Below are 22447 nucleotides of genomic sequence, written 5' to 3'. Positions count from 1 at the left end.
GCTCCGCCGGGGAGACCCGAGGGGGCGACCGCTCGATAGCAAGGTGCTGGAGGATCCGTGGACCTGTCCCTGTCGACTCGCAATGTGTCCGGCCCTGGTGGCGACCGTACGGTCGTCGAGGTCGGTGGCGAGATTGATGTGTATACCGCGCCCAAGCTGCGCGAGCAGTTGGTCGAGTTGGTGAACGACGGCAGCTACCACCTGGTTGTCGACATGGAGGGCGTGGACTTCCTCGACTCGACCGGCCTCGGCGTGCTCGTGGGCGGTCTCAAGCGCGTTCGCGCACACGAGGGCTCTCTGCGCCTGGTGTGCAACCAGGAGCGCATTCTCAAGATCTTCCGGATCACTGGTCTGACCAAGGTGTTCCCCATTCACACCTCGGTCGAGGAGGCCGTCAACGCCACCGACTGAGGTCGCTCGGAGGCTTCCGGAGGAGAACAGGGTGCCGGGCGTGAGCCCGGTCCCCTGGTAGTTCGCCCGTATGTCCGAGGGGGACCGTATGGCCACCGTTGAACTCCGCTTCAGCGCTCAGCCTGAGCACGTCAGGACCGCCCGTCTCGTGGCGGCCGCCGTGGCGCGCCGGGCCGGGGTGGACGAGGCTGTGCTGGACGAGGTCAGACTCGCCGTGGGTGAGGCGTGTTCTCGCGCGGTCGGGCTGCATCGGAGCAATGGCGTGACCGACCCGGTGCGGGTCGTGCTGACCGAGGAGGAGAAGACGTTCTCCATCGAGGTCGGTGACGGCGTGCCGGGCGCGGGTGTCGCCGCCGCCGACGCGGCCGGAGTCCCCGGCTCGCGCGACGGCGCCCCCACCGAGGACTTCGACGACGCCGAGGGCGAGGACGAGATGGGCCTCGCGGTCATCAGCGGGCTCGTCGACGACGTCGAGGTGTCGGCCGGCGAGCACGGCGGAGTGATCCGCATGAGCTGGCCGACGACACCGGCCATTGTTCTGCCCTAGATCTGTCCCAGAAGCGTGGCACCCTCCGGGGCTCCCGTCGCCTTCTGAGGCGGGTGCGCCGCCCCGTCACACAATATGTAGAGGCCCTGCTGAGCAGGGCCTCTTTTCATTTACCTAGATCATTGATCAAGTGTCAATGCGTCAGCCCCATTACCGCTTTCGGGGGTAGTTTCGGAACCCGATCATTTGCTGAGGAGCGCCCGAAGGTCAATTCCATTTGCGGCGCCCTGTTTTGATCAGGTCCAGCTCCCTACAATCCGTCCACATCTTGAGCTCTGAACGTCAAGGAGGACGAATGGCGGGGCTCTTCAACCCAGAACTGACCGACCACACCACTTCTCTCGCCGCCGCGGTACTCACCGACGAGAACCGGACGATCGTGATCGTCATCGCGGCGGTCGCACTCGCGGCACTGATCGTCGCCCAGCTGCTGGTACGCCAAGTCCTGGCGGCCGGCGAAGGCACCGACACCATGAAGAAGATCGCGGCCGCCGTGCAGGAAGGAGCAAATGCCTATCTGGCACGGCAGTTGCGCACGCTCGGCGTGTTCGCCGTCGTCGTGTTCTTCCTGCTGATGCTGCTTCCGGCCGACAACTGGTCGCAGCGCGCGGGCCGTTCGGTGTTCTTCCTGGTGGGTGCGCTTTTCTCGGCGGCCACCGGATACATCGGCATGCGGCTTGCCGTACGAAGCAATGTGCGCGTGGCTGCTGCCGCGCGTGAGGCGACTCCCGCGGAAGGAGAACCGCAAAAGGATCTGACGGCCGTCGCGCACAAGGCCATGAAGATCGCTTTCCGCACCGGCGGTGTGGTCGGCATGTTCACGGTCGGCCTCGGCCTGCTCGGCGCTGCCTGCGTGGTCCTCGTCTACGCGGCCGACGCGCCCAAAGTGCTCGAGGGCTTCGGCCTCGGCGCGGCCCTGATCGCCATGTTCATGCGTGTCGGCGGCGGCATCTTCACCAAGGCCGCCGACGTCGGCGCCGACCTCGTCGGCAAGGTCGAGCAAGGCATCCCCGAGGACGACCCGCGCAACGCCGCCACCATCGCGGACAACGTCGGCGACAACGTCGGCGACTGCGCGGGCATGGCCGCCGACCTCTTCGAGTCGTACGCCGTGACCCTGGTCGCCGCGCTCATCCTCGGCAAGGCCGCCTTCGGCGACCTCGGACTGGCCTTCCCGCTGATCGTCCCGGCGATCGGTGTGATCACCGCCATGATCGGCATCTTCGCGGTCGCCCCGCGCCGCACCGACCGCTCCGGCATGACCGCCATCAACCGCGGCTTCTTCATCTCCGCGCTGATCTCGCTGGGCCTGGTGGCCGTCGCCGTCTTCGCCTACCTGCCCGGCACCTACGCCGAGCTCTCCGGCGTCACCGAGGCCGCGATCAAGTCCCACCCCGGCGACCCGCGCATCCTCGCGCTGGTGGCCGTGGCCATCGGCATCGTGCTCGCCGCCCTGATCCAGCAGCTGACCGGCTACTTCACCGAGACCAACCGGCGCCCGGTGAGGGACATCGGCAAGTCCTCGCTGACCGGCCCCGCCACCGTCGTACTCGCGGGTATCTCCATCGGCCTCGAGTCCGCCGTCTACACCGCCCTGCTGATCGGCCTCTCGGTGTACGGCGCGTTCCTGCTCGGCGGCACCTCGATCATGCTGGCGCTGTTCGCGGTGGCCCTGGCCGGTACCGGACTGCTCACCACCGTCGGCGTCATCGTCGCCATGGACACCTTCGGCCCGGTCTCCGACAACGCCCAGGGCATCGCCGAGATGTCCGGCGACGTACAGGGCGCGGGCGCGCAGGTCCTCACCGACCTCGACGCCGTCGGCAACACCACCAAGGCGATCACCAAGGGCATCGCCATCGCCACGGCCGTCCTGGCGGCGGCGGCGCTCTTCGGCTCGTACCGGGACGCCATCGCCACCGCAGTGTCGGAGGTCGGGGCCAAGGCCACCGACATGAACCTGACCATGGACATCTCGCAGCCCAACAACCTGGTGGGTCTGGTTCTCGGCGCGGCCGTCGTCTTCCTCTTCTCGGGCCTGGCGATCAACGCCGTCTCCCGGTCGGCGGGGGCCGTGGTCTACGAGGTGCGGCGGCAGTTCCGCGAGCGCCCCGGGATCATGGACTACTCCGAGAAGCCGGAGTACGGGCGCGTCGTCGACATCTGTACCAAGGACGCGCTGCGCGAGCTGGCCACGCCCGGACTGCTCGCCGTGATGGCGCCGATCGCGGTCGGCTTCACCCTCGGCGTGGGCGCGCTCGGCTCGTACCTCGCGGGGGCCATCGGCACCGGCACGCTGATGGCGGTCTTCCTGGCCAACTCGGGCGGAGCCTGGGACAACGCCAAGAAGCTCGTCGAGGACGGCCACCATGGCGGCAAGGGCAGCGAGGCGCATGCGGCGACCGTGATCGGCGACACCGTGGGCGACCCGTTCAAGGACACCGCCGGACCGGCCATCAACCCGCTCCTGAAGGTGATGAACCTGGTCGCCCTGCTGATCGCGCCCGCCGTGGTGCAGTTCAGCTACGGCGAGGACGCCAGCGCGGGAGTGCGGGCGGCGGTCGCGACGCTCGCGATCATCGTCATCGTCGGTGCGGTGTACGTCTCCAAGCGCCGTTCCGTCGCCGTGGGTGACGAAGGCAACGCGGCCGAGCGTACGGCCCAGAAGCCCGACCCTGCGGTCGTGTCATAACACCTGGTCAAAGGACGGGCGGGCAACACGTGTTGGCGTGTTGCCCGCCCGTCCGTGTGGGTGCCGTTCGGTGTGTCTCCCATGGTGCAAATGGCTTCAATAAGGTGCGGACCGGTCCCACGAAAGGTGGATGTCGCCCGGTTGACGTGTATGTTCCGGGGCCGAGAGCCTTGGAAGGGACCGATCCGGTGAACAAGAAGCTTGCGGCCGCACTGTCCGGCGGCGCGGTACTGGTGCTGGCGCTGTCCGGTTGCGGCGACGACGGCGACGAGAACAAGGTGGATGCCTGGGCCAAGACGGTCTGCGACCAGGCCAAGCCGCAGATCCAGAAGAGGGCGGACGCCCAGCAGATCATCATCTCGACGGCGGCGGACGGAAAGCCCGCCGACATCCAGGCCGCCGACTCGAAGGCCTTCCAGGACATCGCCGACGCCGACCGGGCGCTCGCCAAGTCCATCGAGTCCGCCGGGGCGCCGCCGGTCGACAACGGCGACAAGCTGCAGCAGGACGCGGTCAAGGAGCTCAACGCGACGGCTGTGGCCTACGAGGGCCTCAAGAAGCAGGTCGACGCGCTCGACCCGGCCAACCAGCAGAAGTTCGCCGACGGCCTCCAGGGCGTCGCGGACGGCCTGAAGAAGATCGAGAAGATGGACCAGGACGCGCTGGCCAAGCTGCAGTCCGGCGAGGTCGGCCAGGCGATGGCGAAGCAGCAGGGCTGCCAGAAGGCCACGCCGTCGGTGGGCGGCACCGGCCCGGCCAAGCCGAAGCCCGGCGCGTCGGCCTCGCAGCCCGCGGCCTCGGCGTCCAAGCCGGCCACGTCCGCGTCGAAGCCGGCCGCCTCCGCCTCGGCGTCCGCCTCCAAGGCCGCCGAATAGCCCCGCCGGCCGGCTCTGCCGCCGGCCGCCCTCTCGGCCCGGCTCCCGTTCGAAACGGGGGCCGGGCCGTTCGGCTTTTGTCAGTGGCGACGGCCACAATGGGCAGGTGAGTACGACCAGCCTGACCGCCAGCCTTCCGACGCCCAGCCACGCCACCCGCCTGCGCGAGGCCTTCCTCTCCGCCGGCTTCACCGCCGACGGACTGCTCGACCTGCTCGGCGCACCCGCGTACGCCGCGCTCGCCCGCAGCGAGACCGTGCCCGCCCTGCGCGCCACCCGTGGGGACACCCCGCTGGAGACGCTCGTCCGGCTGTTCCTGCTCCAGCAGCCCGTCTCCGCCGAGCGGGCCGCCCGCGCGCTGCCCCTGGAGGAGGCCCTGGCGGACGGCTGGCTCGTCCGGGACGGCAAGGAGATCGACGGCGGGGAGACCGGCGGCGGGGAGATTCGCGCCACCGTGGACGTCCGGCCGTACGGCGGGCCTGAGGGCCAGGACTGGTTCATCGTCTCCGACCTGGGCTGCGCGGTCGGCGGCGCCGGAGGCATCGGCCGCAAGGACGAAGGTGTCGTGCTCGGCGTCGGCGGAGCCTCCACCACCCTCGCCGGCATCACGGTCCGTACGCCGGTCGCCTCCGCGCTCGACCTCGGCACCGGCTCCGGCATCCAGGCCCTCCACGCCGCCCAGCACGCCACGCTGGTGACCGCGACCGATCTCAACCCCCGGGCCCTGGAGTTCACCCGCCTCACGCTCGCCCTCTCCGGCGCCCGCGGGGCCGAGCTGCTGGCGGGCTCCCTCTTCGAACCGGTCGACGGCGACACGTACGACCTGATTGTGTCGAACCCCCCGTTCGTCATCTCTCCCCTTGCCTCCGGCAAGGGCGACTCCGGCGCCCGGCTGACCTACCGGGACGGCGGGATGAGCGGCGACGACCTCTGCCGCACGCTCGTCCAGCAGGCCGGGGAGCGGCTCAACGACGGGGGATACGCCCAGTTCCTCGCCAACTGGCAGCACGTCGAGGGCGAGCAGTGGCAGGAGCGGCTGCGCTCCTGGGTGCCGCGGGACTGCGACGCCTGGATCGTGCAGCGCGAGGTGCAGGACATCACGCAGTACGCCGAGCTGTGGCTGCGCGACAGCGGCGACCACCGCGAGGACCAGCAGGCGTACGCCGAGCGGTACGAGGCGTGGCTGGACGAGTTCGAGGCGAGCGGCACCAAGTCCGTCGGCTTCGGCTGGATCACCCTGCGCAAGAACGCCGCGGTCGCCGAAGGCCGGACGGAGCCGTCGATCGTCGTCGAGGAATGGACACACCCCGTCGAGCAGCCGCTCGGCGACACCGTACGGGCGCACTTCGAGCGCCAGGACTTCCTGCGGGCCCACGACGACGCGGCGCTCCTGGCCGCGCACTTCCGCCTCGCGTCCGAGGTGACGCAGGAACAGGTGGGCCTGCCCGGCGCCGAGGACCCCGAGCATGTGGTCCTCCGGCAGAACCGCGGGATGCGCCGCGCCACGCGCGTGGACCACGTCGGCGCGGGCTTCGCGGGCGTCTGCGACGGGACGCTCAGCGCCGGGCGGATCCTGGACGCCATCGGCCAGTTGACGGGCGAGGACTCGGTGGTGCTGCGGGACCGTATACCGCAGGCCATCCGGCTGCTCGTCGAAGAAGGCTTCCTCGAGCCCGTGGACGGGGGTGGCGGCCAGGCGTCCTGACGCCCCTTCCCTTCCGCTTGTGCGTGCCGCACGGCTGGTCGGGGTCGCTGGCGGCATCTCGTACCGAGCACCGTCCCACTGCTCGACACCACCTCTCTTCATAGGAACACCGCTGGTGAGGCCCCTGTTTCAGGGGTCCTCTCCGCCTCACCCTGACGGGAACCCGGCACCCCCGGGCCAAGGTTTCGCCCTCGCGGCCGACGCCGCCCCCGCAGCTTCCGCCTCCTGCCCTCGGCAGGGCCCGCGACACGGCCCCTGCACGGTCTTCGACCCCACGTGCGTCCCGTCCACAACCGGCCAAATTCGGCCGGTACCACCGCCCGGCGGGGCGCCGCGTGGGTGAACCACGCTCGGGTCGCCCGCGTCGTTCACCCGGAATTCGCGCCCACGACGCCGGGAGGTGCCAGCCTCTGCCTCCAGGGCGCCGGGGGCAACAGAGCCCGGGCGCACCACCGACCAGCGACGGAACGGGGCACGGGCATGGAGAGCGGGCCGGCCATTTTCGCCGGGACGGCGTTCGCGCTGTTCGGAGCGGGGCTGCTGCTGTGGACAGGGGTGCGGATGGCGCACCGGCAGCCCGTCGCGTACGGCGTGAGCCCCGCCACGGCAGCGACCCTCACGACGATCTTCAGTGTGGTCTTCCTCGTCCTCGGGGTGTGGTGCTTCGGCCGCCTCTGACCGCAGGCCGACCGGACCGGCGTGAGCGGCGCCGCACCGCCCGGGTGGGAGTCCGGGCGGCAGGAATGCCAGGACTCGGGTTACCGTTCGAGTGGCCGTTGCGGGCTTTTGCCGTTTGACACGGGGGCGGGTTGTACCGTCACACTCCGCAGCGACAGCAGCGTAAGCGGCGTCACCGCAGCAGCGCGCAGTCCTCTGTACTGCGCCGACTGCACCACGGCGTCGACTGCGCCGTAGGTGTCACCGAGCGTCGACCGGAGAGAAGAGCGAAGTTGTCCCCGACCAGCGAGACCGCACACGGCGGCCGCCGACTCGTCATCGTCGAGTCGCCTGCCAAGGCGAAGACGATCAAGGGCTACCTCGGCCCCGGCTATGTCGTCGAGGCGAGCGTCGGGCACATCCGTGACCTCCCCAACGGCGCCGCCGAGGTCCCCGAGAAGTACACCGGCGAGGTCCGGCGCCTCGGTGTGGACGTCGAACATGACTTCCAGCCCATCTATGTCGTCAACGCCGACAAGAAGGCGCAGGTCAGGAAGCTGAAGGAGCAGCTCGCCGAGTCCGACGAGCTCTACCTCGCCACCGATGAGGACCGCGAGGGCGAAGCCATCGCGTGGCACCTCCTCGAGGTCCTGAAGCCCAAGGTCCCCGTCCACCGCATGGTCTTCCACGAGATCACCAAGGACGCGATCCGGGACGCCGTCGCCAACCCGCGCGAGCTGAACAAGCGCATGGTCGACGCCCAGGAGACCCGCCGTATCCTCGACCGCCTCTACGGCTACGAGGTCTCGCCGGTCCTGTGGAAGAAGGTCATGCCGCGGCTGTCGGCGGGCCGTGTGCAGTCCGTGGCCACGCGTCTGGTCGTCGAGCGCGAGCGGGAGCGCATGGCGTTCCGCTCGGCCGAGTACTGGGACCTGACCGGCACGTTCTCCACCGGCCGCGCCGGTGACTCCTCCGACCCGTCGTCGCTGGTCGCCCGGCTGGCGACGGTCGACGGCCGGCGTGTCGCGCAGGGTCGAGACTTCGGCCCCGACGGCCGGCTCAAGAGCGACGTCCTGCACATCGACGAGGCCAACGCACGCGCTCTTGCCGCCGCCCTCGCCGAAACCTCCTTCTCGGTGCGCTCGGTCGAGTCCAAGCCGTACCGCCGCTCTCCGTACGCCCCCTTCCGTACGACGACGCTCCAGCAGGAGGCCTCGCGCAAGCTGGGCTTCGGTGCGAAGGCGACCATGCAGGTGGCGCAGAAGCTGTACGAGAACGGCTTCATCACCTATATGCGTACGGACTCCACGACCCTCTCCGACACCGCCATCGCGGCGGCAAGGGCCCAGGTCACGCAGTTGTACGGCGCCGACTACCTGCCCGAGAAGCCGCGCACGTACGCCGGGAAGGTCAAGAACGCCCAGGAGGCGCACGAGGCGATCCGTCCCTCGGGTGATCGTTTCCGCACGCCCGCGGAGACGGGCCTGACCGGCGACCAGTTCAAGCTCTACGAGCTGATCTGGAAGCGGACCGTGGCCTCCCAGATGAAGGACGCGGTCGGAAACTCCGTGACCGTGAAGATCGGCGGACGGGCGAGCGACGGCCGTGACGCCGAGTTCACCGCGTCCGGCAAGACGATCACGTTCCACGGCTTCATGAAGGCGTACGTCGAAGGCGCCGACGACCCGAACGCCGAGCTCGACGACCGCGAGCGGCGCCTGCCGCAGGTCGCCCAGGGCGACGCGCTGACCGCCGAGGAGATCACGGCGGACGGCCACGCCACCAAGCCGCCGGCCCGCTACACCGAGGCCTCGCTGGTCAAGGAGCTGGAAGAGCGCGAGATCGGCCGCCCGTCGACGTACGCGTCGATCATCGGCACGATCCTCGACCGCGGCTATGTCTTCAAGAAGGGCACGGCCCTCGTGCCGTCGTTCCTCTCCTTCGCCGTGGTCAACCTGCTGGAGAAACACTTCGGCCGGCTCGTCGACTACGACTTCACGGCCAAGATGGAGGACGACCTCGACCGCATCGCGCGCGGTGAGGCCCAGGCCGTGCCGTGGCTGAAGCGTTTCTACTTCGGCGAGGGCGACGCGGCCGGCGCCGCCTCGGAGGCCGGCAACGGCGACGGCGACCACCTCGGCGGTCTGAAGGAGCTGGTCACGGACCTCGGCGCGATCGACGCGCGGGAGATCTCCTCCTTCCCCGTGGGCAACGGGATCATGCTGCGCGTCGGCCGGTACGGCCCGTACGTGGAGCGCGGTGAGAAGGAGCAGGAAGGCCACCAGCGCGCCGACGTCCCCGAGGACCTCGCGCCCGACGAGCTCACCGTCGAGCTGGCCGAGGAGCTGCTGGCCAAGCCGAGCGGCGACTTCGAGCTCGGCACGGACCCGGTCAGCGGCAACCAGATCGTGGCGAAGGACGGCCGCTACGGCCCGTACGTCACCGAGATCCTGCCCGAGGGCACGCCGAAGACGGGCAAGAACGCGGTGAAGCCGCGCACGGCCTCCCTCTTCAAGTCCATGAGCATCGACACCGTGACGCTCGAGGACGCCCTGAAGCTCATGTCGCTGCCGCGGGTGGTCGGCGTCGACGCCGAAGGCGTGGAGATCACGGCGCAGAACGGCCGCTACGGCCCGTACCTGAAGAAGGGCACCGACTCGCGGTCGCTGACCGATGAGGAGCAGCTCTTCACCATCACCCTCGACGAGGCCCTGGCGATCTACGCCCAGCCGAAACAGCGGGGCCGCGCCGCGGCGAAGCCGCCGCTGAAGGAGCTGGGCACCGACCCGGTCAGCGAGAAGCCGGTGGTCGTGAAGGACGGCCGCTTCGGCCCGTACGTCACCGACGGCGAGACGAACGCGACCCTGCGGACCGGCGACAGCGTCGAGACGATCACGCCGGAGCGCGGCTACGAGCTCCTCGCGGAGAAGCGGGCCAAGGCGCCGGCGAAGAAGACCGCGAAGAAGGCCGCGGCCAAGAAGGCACCCGCCAAGAAGACGGCGGCGGCAGCCAAGAAGACGGCCGCGAAGAAGACGACGGCGGCCGCCAAGAAGACCGCCGCCAAGAAGACGACGGCCACCAAGGCCACGGCGGCGAAGAAGACGGCGGCAAAGACCGCCGCCGCGAAGTCCGCTTCGGCCGAGGAGTAGGCCCCGGCCAGGCAGAGACCACCCCGTCCCCACTGGGGGCGGGGTGGTCCGCTTCCGGGGACTGCCTCCGGGGATTGCTTCCGGTCTGCTTCCGTGGACCGGCGCGTACGCCGGGCGCGGGCGTTTGTTCGGGTGGGGACTCCGGGGACCCGGGCGCTCCGGATAGGCTGGGCGGATGACGCGAGCCGAGCAGCCTACGGTCGTGAGCTCCACCTCAGACTCCGACGCCGCCCTTGCCGCAGACTCACGGGAACGCGCCGTACGAGCCCTGTTGCGCCATCAGCCGCTCAAGCGGCTGTGGAGCGCACACCTCGTCGGCGGCATCGGCGACGCCCTCGCCGTGCTGGTCCTGGTGCTGCTGGCGCTGCAGGCGGCCGTCGCCGAAGGGGCGTTCGGCGGCGGATACAGAGGCGCGGCCTTCGCCGTCGCCGCCGTGTTCGGTGCGCGGATTCTGGCCACGCTGCTCTTCGGAGCCGTACTCCTCGGGCCCGTCACCACGCTCACCGCGCCGTCCGGCCCGCTGGACCGCCGCTGGACCATGATCGGCGCGGACGGTGTACGGGTCGGACTGCTGGTGGTCGCCCCGCTGTGGATCGACTGGACCCCTGACAGCGCGGTCTGGTTCCTGCTCGGCACGGTCTTCCTGGCCGGGACCGCCGAGCGGTTCTGGACCGTGGCCAGGGAGAGCGCCGCGCCCGCGCTGCTGCCCGCGCCCCCGCTCGAAGGCGCCGCCGTGCGCCCCCTGCCGGACCACCTGGGCGCGCTGCGCCGCCTGTCCCTGCGTACGTCCTTCCTGGCCATCCCCGCAGCGGCCGCGGCCCTGCTGATCGCCACGCTGGTCGGCAACCTCCTCGGCTCTGGCGTCGCGTGGTTCACACAGCACCAGGCGGCCATCGGGGCCTATGTGGCGGCCGGCCTGTTCGCCGCGTCCGTCTCCCTCCTGTACTTCATCGAGCTGCCCGGCGGACAGACCCCCAGGCCCCGCTCCCCGCTGGAGGGGCTGCGCCGGCCGTCGGCCGGAAACGGCCTCGACAAGGGCCGTACGGGCGCCCTCCCGCTGCTCGTCATCGCCTGCGCCACCGTCGCCGGAGCGATCGCCTGCGCCGCTGCCGTCGCGGTGCTGCACGCCGCCGACCTCGGCGGCGGACCGGTCACGTTCGCGCTGCTGATCCTCGCGCTGACCGGCGGCACCGCCCTCGGCATCCGGACCGCCGGATCCGTCCTGACCGTCCTGTCCCGGCGCCGGCTCCTCGCGCTCGCCCTCGCCGTCACCGGCGTCGCGCTGCTCGCCATGGGCCTCGTCCCGGACACGGCGACCGTCCTCTTCATCGCGCTGCTGGCCGGTTACGCCGCCGGGGTCGCCGCGAACACCGGCCACACGCTCATCGACCAGGAGACCGAGGAGTACCGCCGGCCCCGGATCACCGATCACCTCCAGGCCGTCGTGCGCGTCGCCGTCGCGCTCGGCGTGCTCGCCGCGCCACTGCTCGCCGCCGCGATCGGCCCCCACCGCCTCGCCACCGGCGACTTCGTCTTCGCGCACGGCGGCGCCGCCTTCACCCTGATGCTGGTGGGCGCCCTGCTGCTGCCCGTCGCCGCGCTGGTGCTCGCCAAGACCGACGACCGCTCGGGCGTCCCGCTGCGCCGCGACCTGCGCGACGCGCTGCGCGGCGGCGACCCGGCCCAGGCGCCGGCCACGACCGGTTTCTTCATCGCCCTGGAGGGCGGCGACGGGGCCGGCAAGTCCACCCAGGTCGAGGCGCTCGCCGAGTGGATCCGCGCCAAGGGCCACGAGGTCGTCGTCACCCGCGAGCCGGGCGCCACGCCGATCGGCAAGCGGCTGCGCTCGATCCTCCTGGACGTCTCCAGCGCCGGACTCTCGCACCGCGCGGAGGCGCTGCTGTACGCCGCCGACCGCGCCGAGCACGTCGACTCGCTGGTCCGGCCCGCCCTGGAGCGGGGCGCGATCGTGATCTCCGACCGGTACATCGACTCCTCAGTGGCCTACCAGGGCGCGGGCCGCGACCTGTCCCCGACGGAGATCGCCCGGATCTCCCGGTGGGCCACGGACGGGCTCGTACCGCATCTGACGGTGCTCCTCGACGTCTCCCCGGAGACCGCGCGTGAGCGGTTCACGGAGGCGCCGGACCGGCTGGAGTCCGAGCCGCCGGAGTTCCACGCGCGCGTGCGGGCCGGTTTCCTCGCTCTCGCCGCGGCCGACCCGAGCCGCTACCTCGTCGTCGACGCCGGCCAGGAGCCGGAGGCCGTCACCACCGTCGTACGCCACCGGCTCGACCAGATGCTGCCGCTGTCCGAGGCCGAGGTGAAGGCCCAGGAGGAGGCGCGGAAGGCCGCCGAGGAGGAGGCCCGCCGCAAGGCCGAGGAAGAGGCCGCGCGCAAGGCGGAGGAGGAGCGCCTGGAGCGGGAGCGCCAGGAGCAGCTCGCCAAGCTCCGTGCCGAGGAGGAGGAGCGCAAGCGCCGCGAGGAGGAAGAGGCGCGCCAGCGCGAGGCCGAGCGGCAGGCGGAGGAGGCCCGGCAGCGGGCGGAGGAGGCCCGCAAGGCCGCCGAGGAGGAGCGCCGTCGGCGCGAGGCCGAGGAGAAGGCCCGCCGCGAGGAGCAGGAGCGGCTGCGCAAGCAGGCCGAGGAGGAGGCCCGGCTGCGGGCCGAGGCCGAGGAGCGCCGCCGCGAGAAGCAGCGCAAGGCGGAGGAGGCCCTGCTCAAGGCCGAGGAGGCGCGCCGCCTGGCCGAGGCCGCCGCCGCGGCGAAGGCCGCCGAGGAGGCCGCTGCCGCTGCGGCGGTGGCCGCCGCGACACAGGCGGCGGTTCCGGAGGTGTCCCCGAACGAGGTCACCGTCCCGACGCCGATCCCGCAGCCCGACGCCCGGCCCGAGGACGACCCCCGCGCGGAGCGGGACGCCGGCCGGGACCGGACCCGGGGCGCGGCCCGGGACGAGAAGCGGTTCGTGAAGCCCGACGACGTCACGCAGACCATCCCCACGCCGGTCGTGCCGGAGGAGCGCGCCGAGCCCGCCGACGCGGCCGAGACGACCGTCCTGCCGCCGGTACGTGACCCTCGGGCCGCGGACGAGACGGCGGTGCTGCCGCCCGTACGGGACACGCGCGCGGTGGACGAGACGGCCGCGCTGCCGCCGGTACGTGACCCGCGGGCCGCGGACGAGACGGCGGTGCTGCCGCCGGTACGGGACACGCGCGCCGCCGACGAGACCGCGGTGCTGCCGCCCGTACGCCAGGACGACCCGGCCGACCGGGTTCCGCCGGGGATCTTCCGGGACCAGGCGCAGGCCGCGCCCGGGGCCAACGACCGGACGGCCGAGCTGCCCCAGATGGACGAGCAGGGCCGCCCGCGGCGCCGCTCGGACTGGGCGGAGGACACCCCGCTGGACGACCTCCCCTCGCTCGCGGACGAACTGCTCGGGCCGCACGCCCACGACGAGGACGACCACCGCCGCCGGCGGGGCTGAGACCGTGACCCGAGGGGGCGGAGCGCCTGCTCCGCCCCCTCGGCGCGTCCGGGACTGTCAGTGGGGTGCCCCACAATGGAGCCCGTACGTCGAACCCGTGGCAGGACGGGACCGGACCGCGCACCTGAGGAGGGTGGACATGGCCGTATGGGACGACCTGGTGGGCCAGGAGCGGGTGCGTGAGCAGCTCGCCGCCGCCGCCCGGGACGCCGACGCCCTCGTCACCTCCCACGCCGCAGGCGAGGCGCCGCCCGACGCGTCCAAGATGACCCACGCCTGGCTGTTCACCGGCCCGCCCGGCTCCGGCCGGGCGACCGCCGCGCGGGCGTTCGCCGCCGCCCTGCAGTGCGTCAGCCCGGACCGCGCCCTGGGCGGGGAGCCCGGCTGCGGCTTCTGCGACGGCTGCCACACCAGCCTCGTCGGCACCCACGCCGATGTGGAGGTCGTCCGCACCGACCTGCTCTCCATCGGCGTGAAGGAAACCCGCGACCTGGTGCGCCGCGCCCAGCTGTCGCCGGCGGGCGGGCGCTGGCAGGTCATCGTCCTGGAGGACGCCGACCGTCTGACCGAAGGCGCCGGAAACGTGCTCCTGAAGGCCGTCGAGGAGCCCGCGCCCCGCACGGTGTGGCTGCTGTGCGCCCCCTCGCTGGAGGACGTGCTCCCCACGATCCGTTCCCGCTGCCGCCACCTCACCCTGCGCACCCCGTCGGTCGACGCCGTCGCCGACGTGCTCGTACGGCGCGACGGCATCGACCCGCAGGCCGCCGCGGCCGCCGCCCGCGCCACCCAGGGCCACATCGACCACGCCCGCCGCCTCGCCACCGACGAACGGGCCCGCGCCCGCCGGGCCACGGTCCTCAAGGTGCCGCTGCGCGTCGACGACGTCGGCGGCTGCCTCAAGGCCGCTCAGGAGCTGATCGACGCGGCGGGCGAGGACGCCAAGCAGGTCGCCGAGGAGATCGACGTCAAGGAGACCGAGGAGCTGAAGGCCGCCCTCGGCGCCGCCCAGGGCGGCCGCATGCCCCGCGGCACGGCGGGCGCGATGAAGGAGCTGGAGGAGCGCCAGAAGCGCCGCAAGACCCGCACCCAGCGCGACAGCCTCGACCTCGCGCTCAGCGACCTCACCGGCTTCTACCGCGATGTGCTGGCCCTGCAGCTGAACGCCCGGACGCAGATCGCCAACGAGGACGTACGCGACTCCCTCGACCGGATCGCCCACGGCTCCACGCCCGAGCGGACCCTGCGCCGGATAGAGGCGGTCCTCGCCTGCCGCGAGGCCCTGGACAAGAACGTGGCGCCGCTGCTGGCGGTCGAGGCGATGACGATGGCGCTGCGCGCGGGCTGAGCCGCGCCTGCCGCGGCGGCGGCCTGGGAGATCGAGGCCGGCGCCTGTCGCGGCGGCGGCCTGGGTCTGGTCGGCTCCATCACTCGGACCGGGCAGACCGGGTCGGAGTGAGCCGCCGAGGACCATCGCGATCGTGGCTCGGCTCCGTCACTCGTACCGGGCAGATCGCGGCGGAGTGGGCCGCCGGCAGTCGCCCGGTGACTACTGTCCGGATATGTCCTTCCGCCGGTCCTTCAGCCGTTCGCTCCCCGCCCGATCCCGGGCTCGCCTCCGTCCCCGTCGGCGCGTCGCGGCACTCGCCGCGGCCGCCGGGCTGCTGATCGCGGTCGGATGTACGAGTGGCGGCGCGGGAGGTGGCGGCGGTGGCACGACGTCCGCGTCGCCGACGGCGCGGCCTGTCGGGGACCTCTCGGCGTACTACGGACAGAAGCTGAGCTGGCGGGAGTGCGGCGTCCCCGGCTTCGACTGCGCGACCCTGCGGGCGCCGCTCGACTACGCCCGGCCGGACGGCGGGCAGGTCAAGCTGGCCGTGGCCCGGGCCAAGGCCACCGGCCCTGGCGAGCGGATCGGATCGCTGCTGGTCAACCCGGGCGGGCCGGGCGGCTCGGCCGTCCAGTACCTCCAGGCGTACGCCGGGCTCGCCTACCCCGCACCCGTACGCGCCCGTTACGACCTGGTCGCCGTCGACCCGCGCGGAGTCGCCCGAAGCGAGCCCGTCACGTGCCTCGACGGGCCGCGCATGGACGCGTACACGCAGGTGGACCAGACCCCGGACGACGCACGGGAGAGGGGCCTGCTGGCAGCGGCGTACAAGGAGTTCGCGGCCGGCTGCGCGCGCCGCTCCGGCCCGGTCCTGCCGCATGTCTCCACGGTCGAGGCGGCCCGGGACATGGACATCCTGCGCGCCGTGCTCGGCGACGAGAAGCTGTCGTACGTCGGGGCCTCGTACGGCACGTTTCTTGGCGCGACCTACGCGGAGCTGTTCCCGGCGCGGGCCGGGCGCCTGGTCCTCGACGGGGCGATGGACCCGTCCCTGCCGGCCGTCGAGCTGAACCGCGACCAGACGGCGGGCTTCGAGACCGCCTTCCGCTCCTTCGCCGAGGACTGCCTGCGCGGCCCGGACTGCCCGCTCGGGTCCGGATCGGTCACGGCGGCATCCCGCCGGCTGAAAGCGTTCTTCACCGAGCTGGACGCCCGGCCGGTGCCGGCAGGTGAGGGCCGTGAGCTGGGCGAGTCGCTCGCCACGACCGGAGTGATCGCCGCGATGTACGACAAGGGGGCGTGGCCGGAGCTGCGCGAGGCGCTGACGGGGGCGATGGGCGGCGACGGCTCCGGGCTGCTGGCTCTCGCCGACGCGTACTACGAGCGCCAGGGCGACGGGTCGTACTCGAACCTCATGTTCGCCAACGCCGCCGTGAACTGCCTGGACCTGCCGCCGTCCTTCGCCGGCCCGGACGCGGTCGGCCGCGCGCTCCCCTCCTTCGTGAAGGCTTCCCCGACCTTCGGCGAGGGGCTCGCCTGGGCGGCGCTGAGCTGCACGTACTGGCCGGAGAAGGCCACCGGCGCCCCGCACCGCATCGCGGCGAAGGGCGCGGGCCCGATCGTGGTGCTGGGCACGACGAGGGACCCGGCGACGCCGTACAAGTGGGCCGTCTCCCTGGCGGGGCAGCTCACCTCGGGGCGGCTGCTGACGTACGAGGGTGACGGGCACACGGCGTACGGGCGAGGCAGCGACTGTGTGGACACGGCGGTCAACCGCTATCTGCTGGAGGGCACGGTGCCGCCGCGGGGGATGCGCTGCCGCTGAGGGCGGATGGGGCCGGGTGCGTGGGTCAGTGGCCGGCGGTGGCCTTGAACCCGTGCGGTACGAGCCACACCACCAGCACGGTCACGGTCGCCACGATCGCGACGGAGACGTACGCGGTCGTGGTCAGCGCGGAGTCGAAGGCGGCCCGGGCGGCGTCCATGACGGCTCCGTCGCCCTGCTCGGCCAGCTCGTGGGCGCTGCCGACCGACTCGGCGGCCTGGGCGGGCGCGCCGGCCATGTGGTGGGTGTAGACAGCGCCGTGGATGGACCCGAGCAGGGCCACGCCGAGGCCGACGCCGAGCTCGTAGCTGGTCTCGGACACGGCGCCCGCCTGCCCGGCCCGCTCGGCGGGTACGGCCGAGACGAGGACGGAGGCGGCCGTGGTGATGGCGAGACCGTCGCCGAGGCCGAGCGCGACGAAGACGACGGCGACGTAGCCGTACGTCGTCGGCTCGGGGGAGAGCGCGAGCACGAGGAAGCCGAGGACGAGCCCGCCGAGGCCGAGGGCCATGACGGCACGGACGCCGAGCCGTTCCATGAGCCATGGGCTGAGCAGGGATCCGACGAGCATCGCTCCGGCGGCGGGCACGGTGTGCAGCCCGGCCTGGAAGGGCGAGTAGCCGTGGACGTACTGGAGCCACAGGGACATCAGGAACAGCGCGGCGCCGACGGCGAGCATGGCCATCAGGGTGGCGAGCGCGGCGGCGGTGAAGGCGCGGTTCTTGAAGAGCCGTACGTCGAGCAGTGGGTCGGGCAGGGAGAGCTGCCGCCTGGCGAAGAGCGTCAGGACGAGAATTCCGGCCGCGAGGATCGCCAGATCGGACAGGGTGAGGCTGCCCTTGGCGACGTGCTTGATACCCCAGGCCAGGGCGACGATCCCGACGACGGACAGCACGGCCCCCAGCACGTCGGGCGGCCCGTGGCCGGCGTCCTTGAACTCCGGCAGCAGCCAGATCCCGGCGACGACGGTCACCACGACGACGGGCACATTGACCCAGAACGCGGCCGCCCACCCGTACGTCTCGACCAGCAGCCCGCCGACCAGCGGCCCGACGGCGGCCCCCGCTCCGGCGACGGCGGCCCAGATGCCGATGGCGAGGGCGCGCTCGCGGGCATCGGTAAAGATGTTCCGGATCAGCGACAGTGTCGACGGCATGACCATCGCCCCACCGATCCCGAGCAGCACCCGCCCCGCGATCAGCTGCCACGACGACCCGGCGGTGGCGGCGACCACGGACGCCACGCCGAAGAGCACGAATCCGGCGAGAAAGAGCCGTTTACGGCCGTAACGGTCGCTGATTGCCGCGGTGGTGACCAGCAGGCCACCGAGCACCAGTCCATAGATGTCGATGATCCACAGCTGTTGCAGGGCGTCAGGTCGTAGGTCGTCGATGAGCGACGGCAGCGCGACATTGAGGATGGTGGCATCCATGGCGACCAGCAGCAGGCTGGCACACAACACCGCGAGCATCGCCCAACGCCCACCACCGGACGCCCGACGGCTCTGAGCGGCGAGCTCTGTGGGGTGCACGATCAATGAGTATGGCCGGTAATCTCCCGTTACGCCCGACATCAGGCCAGGGGAGGGCCTCGCTGAGGGTGTGCGAGGCACTGGTTTTCACTGTGTAGACTTGGCGACGCTGCTGCACCCACTTCAGGGAACGCACGGCATGCCGCCTTAGCTCAGTTGGCCAGAGCAACGCACTCGTAATGCGTAGGTCTCGGGTTCGAATCCCGAAGGCGGCTCCGTTGAAACCCCAGGTCGGACTCTTCCGAGCTGGGGTTTTTGGTTGTCTGCCGCAGTTGACGTCCCGGGCTCGGTCTCAGTTCCGGTCTCAGTTGGCTGGTTCCGGGTGAGGCGGCGTCTGCTTCGGGAGGGTTGGGTCCGGGGTCGGGGCGGTGATCGGGGCCGTGATCTGGGGGAGGTCGGAGCCGGCGAGTTTCATGATCAGGCCGGCTTGGAGGCGGGTCTTCGTCGCCGGGTCCGAGACGGCCGCCAGGAGCATGATCGCTTGTTCTGTGGAGCGCTCCGTGCGCATGTCGTCCCGCAGGGAGTCGGTCTGTTGCGCCATGTGGCTCAAGGCGAGGTCCGCGCGGCGGTGGAAGAGCTGGCCTATGAGGGCCGTCACCAGGCCGAAGGCGCTGGTGGCGATGGAGAGGTAGAGGTCGCCGGTGGTTTCCGCGCGCCAGATGGCAAGGCCCACGCCGAGCAGCAGGATCGTCGCGCCGAGGCCGGCGAACCACTGGCTGGTCAGGAAGCTGTTGCGGGCCTGCGCCAGGCCGTACGCGTAGTACTCCACGAGCAGTTCGGCGAACCGGTCGTCGTCGATCCGCTGCTGTGCTGCTCGGGCGATCGCCGCCTCGTCGGGTGAGCCGTCCGGGTTCGTCATCCCAGGGCCGGTGTTGATCACCAGGTCCCCGCCGATGTGCATCTCCTGGGCGTTCAGTGATTCGCGAAGGCGCTTGCGTTCCTTGGCCACTTGGCTGTCGAGGGAGGAGCGCACCGCGCGCCAGGCGATGCCGGTGCCGGTGGCTGCCATGACCGCGCTCGCCACGGCAACTGCCGTCTCCAGATAGGTGTTCACGGGCGGCTCGCTCCTCTGTCGCAGGAGCGTGATGGTAGCCGCTGGGTTCGCGCGGCACAGGCGAATCAGACGAGCCCCGCGCCGGTGCGCCCCGGCAGCCTGTAGCCTCGCCGCATGAGTGCGGTGGCCGACGAATATCTCCGTCCCGCCCGGCCCGACGACCTTCCCGCGCTGCTCGCGCTGCGCGCGGAGGCCACGCGGTGGCTGCGGGACCGGGGGAGCGATCAGTGGAGTGACGCCCGGACCGGGCCCGTCGCCCTCGAGAAGTGGCGGCGGGTCGTCGAGCAGGGCAACACCTGGGTCGTCGTCGACGCCCTGGGCGGGGACGCGCTGGCGACCGTCAGCCGGGGCTCCGCCGACGTGGACTTCTGGACCGCGGACGACCGGCCCGAATCCGCCTTCTACCTCGACAAGCTCATCGTCGCCCGGCGCGCGGCCGGGCGGCGGCTCGGTGAGCGCGTCGTCGACTGGGCGTGCGGCGTGGCCGAGCGGGAGGGGCGCGCGTGGGTCAGGGTCGATGTGTGGCGTACGAACCCCCGGCTGCACGCCTACTACGAGCGGCTCGGCTTCACCCACGTACGGACCTGCGTCCACCCGGGCCGGCGGTCCGGCTGGCTCGCCCAACGAGCTGCCGCCACCCGGACGGTGCCCGACGCGCCTCTGACGGCGCGGGGCGGCGTCTAGGGCACGGGTGTACGTGGCGTGTGCTGCGGCGGGACCGTACGGCGCGGGGTCATCGAGCGGCCCAGCCACTCCAGGTCCTCGTACAGCCGGGGTTCCCCCTGCCGGGCGCGCTGCTCCGTGATCCAGGGCCGGTAGTGCTCGGTGAGCGCGACGATCGAGCCGCCCCACGCGCGGTCGATGAGGGAGAGGTCGAAGGCGTCCGACTGGGCTGCCACGCCGAGGTAGTTGTAGATCGTCAGATAACTGGAGATGAGGCGGGCCGCGTCGGCGTCGCCGCCCAGCGCGCGGGTCACCAGCGCCTCGACTGCCTGCTCGTCACGGTCGTCCGGGATGCCGGCGTTCCGCAGCTCCCGGCGCCGGTCCATCGTCGTGCTCAGATACTCCATCGTCGCCTGCTTGCGCCGGCGGTCGTGGTCGAGGCGGGTGGCGCGGGCCAGCATCAACAGCTGCCAGGCGAGTGCTCCGAAGGCGATCACGCTCACGGCGAGGGCTCCGAAGGAGGCGATCAGCGACAGGCGTTCGTATGTCGTCACAGGCGGTCACCCTAGGCAGGCCTTCGTCGATGGCGCCGGGCTTTCGGCAAGTCGAAGCCTCGGCTCCGGTCACGAGCTTCCGACGTCCAGCTCGGTCACGACGTCCCGCTTCGGACGCCCAGCTCCCGTCCCCGGCTCCCGTCCCCCGCTCCCGTCCCCCGCTCCCGTCCCCGGCTCCGATGGCCGGCTCCCGGCCGTCGGCCACCGCCGACAAGACCACCGCCAACCAGCCCGCCGCCAACAACACCCCCGTCCCGCTCATTTGGCGTCGGAGTAGCGCTCCACCGTCGCCGTCGTGAACGGGAACCGCACCGGGGTCGGGCCGAAGGCGATTCGGCCGGCCTCGTCTCCCGCCGCGCGGATCGCTTCCGTCACCGCCTCCGCCTCCTCGGCCGGGCAGTGCACGATGACCTCGTCGTGCTGGAAGAAGACCAGCTCGGCCCGCATTCCCGCGGTCGCCCGGCGCAGGGCGGCCAGCATCAGCAGGGCCCAGTCGGCGGCGCTGCCCTGCACCACGAAGTTCCTGGTGAACCGGCCGCGGGCGCGCGCGTTCGTCGACGCGTAGCCCGGGATGAACTCCCCTCCCCCTTCCGTCACCGGCACATCGCCGGTGTCCTGCGGAATGCCCGCCTCGTCGTCGTCCCCCGCCCCGGCCGCCCGGGGGCTGGTCCGCCCCAGCCAGGTCCGTACGAGCCTGCCCTCCTCGCCGGCCTTCGCCGCCTCGTCCACGTAGGCCACGGCCTTCGGGAAACGGCGGCGCAGCGCCGCGAGGTTCTTCAGGCCGTCGCCGCTGGTCTGTCCGTAGATCGCGCCGAGCAGCGCCAGTTTGGCGTGGTCCCGGTCGCCGGCGAACGCCCGGTCCGACAGGCGGGTGTAGAGATCGTCGGGGTGGCCGGCGACCTCCATGAGGCCCGGGTCGCGGGAGATGGCCGCGAGGACCCGTGGCTCCATCTGGTCGGCGTCGGCCACCACCAGCCGCCAGCCCTCGTCGGCGACGACCGCCTGCCGTATCACCTTGGGGATCTGCAGCGCCCCGCCGCCGTTGGTCGTCCACCGGCCCGAGACCGTGCCTCCCGGCAGGTACTCGGGCCGGAAGCGTCCGTCCCGCACCCAGTCCTGGAGCCAGCCCCAGCCGTGGGCCGTCCAGATCCGGTACAGCTTCTTGTAGGCGATGAGCGGCTTCACCGCTGGGTGGTCGAGCTCCTCCAACTCCCAGCGCCGCGTGGACTTCACCCTGATACCGGCCTGTGCGAACGCCTTCACCACGTCCGCCGGAAGATCCGGCCGGACCCTGCGTCCGAACGCCGCCGACACCTCGTCGGCGAGCTCCGCGAGGCGGCGCGGCTCACCACCGCCCGCGTACCGCTCCCCGAGCAGCTCGTGCAGCACCGCGCGGTGGACGTCGGCCCGCCAGGGCAGGCCGGCCCGGTGCATCTCGGCGGCCACCAGCATCCCCGCCGACTCGGCCGCTGTCAGCAGCCGCATCCGGCCCGGATGCTCGGCGGCATCATGTCTTCGCTGCTGCTCCGCGTAGACCTCCAGGAGGGCGTCGAAGGGGAGGGCCACCGGCTGCGGCTCGAAGAGGGAGTCCTGAGAGCCGGGCTCGGCGGTGCGCTGCGGCGGGTCGGGGGGTACGGGACGGTGGTGCAGCCGCGCCCAGGCCGCGGCCGCCGACCTCGGCTCCCCGAGCCGCCCCTCGTGCCCGAGGAGGAGCAGTTCGGCGGCCTCGATGTCGTAGCACCGCTCGACCCGGACGCCGGCGGCCAGCAGCCGGGGGTAGATCTCCGTGGTGGCCCGCCACACCCACCGGGTCACACCGGGGCGGGACCGGACCGCCTCGACGAGGTCCGGCTCGTGGCGGACGGCTCCGGCGGGCAGCCCGTCGGAGCCGAGGGGGACGAGCCGTGCCCCGTCCCCTTCCGCCGCAGCCAGAGCCCACCTTTCGCTCATGCATGCGAGTGTGGCAGCCGCCACTG

15 protein-coding genes and 1 tRNA gene are annotated in these 22447 nt (G+C 72.0%); 12 read left to right on the top strand and 4 right to left on the bottom strand.

Annotated elements, in window-relative coordinates; all coding sequences use genetic code 11:
- Nucleotides 1-57 precede the first annotated feature (57 nt).
- The 10 genes from bldG to IEZ01_RS17235 all read left to right on the top strand — a co-directional run bounded on the left by bldG (nucleotide 58) and on the right by IEZ01_RS17235 (nucleotide 16669).
- Entirely contained in the window at nucleotides 58-411 is a 354-nt protein-coding gene (gene bldG, locus IEZ01_RS17280) for an anti-sigma factor antagonist BldG (protein ID WP_019888300.1), read from the top strand.
- Nucleotides 412-499: 88 nt separating this feature from the next.
- The gene (locus IEZ01_RS17275) at nucleotides 500-958 is read left to right on the top strand and encodes an ATP-binding protein (protein WP_028797795.1); all 459 of its coding nucleotides are present in this window, start codon (nucleotides 500-502) and stop codon (nucleotides 956-958) included.
- A gap of 295 nt (nucleotides 959-1253) precedes the next feature.
- The gene (locus IEZ01_RS17270; protein WP_019888302.1) at nucleotides 1254-3650 is read left to right on the top strand and encodes a sodium-translocating pyrophosphatase; all 2397 of its coding nucleotides are present in this window, start codon (nucleotides 1254-1256) and stop codon (nucleotides 3648-3650) included.
- 188 nt (nucleotides 3651-3838) lie between these two features.
- On the top strand, nucleotides 3839-4525 hold the full coding sequence (locus IEZ01_RS17265; protein ID WP_189202474.1) for a small secreted protein: 687 nt from the start codon (nucleotides 3839-3841) through the stop codon (nucleotides 4523-4525).
- A gap of 106 nt (nucleotides 4526-4631) precedes the next feature.
- The gene (locus IEZ01_RS17260; protein ID WP_189202472.1) at nucleotides 4632-6230 is read left to right on the top strand and encodes a DUF7059 domain-containing protein; all 1599 of its coding nucleotides are present in this window, start codon (nucleotides 4632-4634) and stop codon (nucleotides 6228-6230) included.
- Nucleotides 6231-6710: 480 nt separating this feature from the next.
- Nucleotides 6711-6908, top strand: coding sequence for a hypothetical protein (locus tag IEZ01_RS17255; RefSeq protein WP_019888307.1), 198 nt, complete (start codon nucleotides 6711-6713; stop codon nucleotides 6906-6908).
- Nucleotides 6909-7180: 272 nt separating this feature from the next.
- On the top strand, nucleotides 7181-10036 hold the full coding sequence (gene topA / locus IEZ01_RS17250; RefSeq protein ID WP_019888308.1) for a type I DNA topoisomerase: 2856 nt from the start codon (nucleotides 7181-7183) through the stop codon (nucleotides 10034-10036).
- Nucleotides 10037-10211: 175 nt separating this feature from the next.
- Nucleotides 10212-13517 carry a dTMP kinase gene (gene tmk, locus IEZ01_RS17245; RefSeq protein WP_189202470.1) on the top strand — a complete coding sequence of 1102 codons (3306 nt, stop codon included), beginning with the start codon at nucleotides 10212-10214 and terminating at the stop codon, nucleotides 13515-13517.
- A 139-nt stretch (nucleotides 13518-13656) separates the two neighbouring features.
- Complete coding sequence (locus tag IEZ01_RS17240) at nucleotides 13657-14862, top strand: DNA polymerase III subunit delta' (RefSeq protein ID WP_189202467.1); 1206 nt, start codon at nucleotides 13657-13659, stop codon at nucleotides 14860-14862.
- 214 nt (nucleotides 14863-15076) lie between these two features.
- Entirely contained in the window at nucleotides 15077-16669 is a 1593-nt protein-coding gene (locus IEZ01_RS17235) for an alpha/beta hydrolase (protein ID WP_189202465.1), read from the top strand.
- A 25-nt stretch (nucleotides 16670-16694) separates the two neighbouring features.
- Here IEZ01_RS17235 and IEZ01_RS17230 read toward each other — a convergent pair whose 3' ends face one another.
- Complete coding sequence (locus IEZ01_RS17230; RefSeq protein WP_229833023.1) at nucleotides 16695-18200, bottom strand: MFS transporter; 1506 nt, start codon at nucleotides 18198-18200, stop codon at nucleotides 16695-16697.
- Between the two features lie 141 nt (nucleotides 18201-18341).
- Between IEZ01_RS17230 and IEZ01_RS17225 the strand changes: the two genes are divergently transcribed.
- A tRNA-Thr gene (locus IEZ01_RS17225) sits at nucleotides 18342-18415 on the top strand.
- A gap of 89 nt (nucleotides 18416-18504) precedes the next feature.
- Here the strand turns inward: IEZ01_RS17225 and IEZ01_RS17220 are convergent.
- Nucleotides 18505-19254 (bottom strand): TRADD-N-associated membrane domain-containing protein, encoded by a 750-nt coding sequence (locus IEZ01_RS17220; RefSeq protein WP_189202463.1) that lies wholly within the window; start codon nucleotides 19252-19254, stop codon nucleotides 18505-18507.
- A 114-nt stretch (nucleotides 19255-19368) separates the two neighbouring features.
- Between IEZ01_RS17220 and IEZ01_RS17215 the strand changes: the two genes are divergently transcribed.
- Nucleotides 19369-19938 (top strand): GNAT family N-acetyltransferase, encoded by a 570-nt coding sequence (locus tag IEZ01_RS17215; protein ID WP_229833021.1) that lies wholly within the window; start codon nucleotides 19369-19371, stop codon nucleotides 19936-19938.
- On the opposite strand, the gene IEZ01_RS17210 is transcribed toward IEZ01_RS17215, so the two are convergent.
- Both IEZ01_RS17210 and IEZ01_RS17205 read right to left on the bottom strand, forming a co-directional pair.
- On the bottom strand, nucleotides 19935-20471 hold the full coding sequence (locus IEZ01_RS17210; protein WP_189202461.1) for a DUF4760 domain-containing protein: 537 nt from the start codon (nucleotides 20469-20471) through the stop codon (nucleotides 19935-19937). The genes IEZ01_RS17215 and IEZ01_RS17210 overlap by 4 nt on opposite strands.
- A gap of 258 nt (nucleotides 20472-20729) precedes the next feature.
- Nucleotides 20730-22421, bottom strand: a complete 1692-nt coding sequence (locus IEZ01_RS17205) for a bifunctional 3'-5' exonuclease/DNA polymerase (protein ID WP_019888375.1) — start codon at nucleotides 22419-22421, stop codon at nucleotides 20730-20732.
- Nucleotides 22422-22447: the final 26 nt, after the last annotated feature.

Origin of the sequence: Streptomyces purpureus, assembly GCF_014648195.1 — a bacterium.
GTDB classification, from domain to species: Bacteria; Actinomycetota; Actinomycetes; order Streptomycetales; family Streptomycetaceae; genus Streptomyces; species Streptomyces purpureus.
This window is presented reverse-complemented; position numbering and strand designations above follow the sequence as displayed.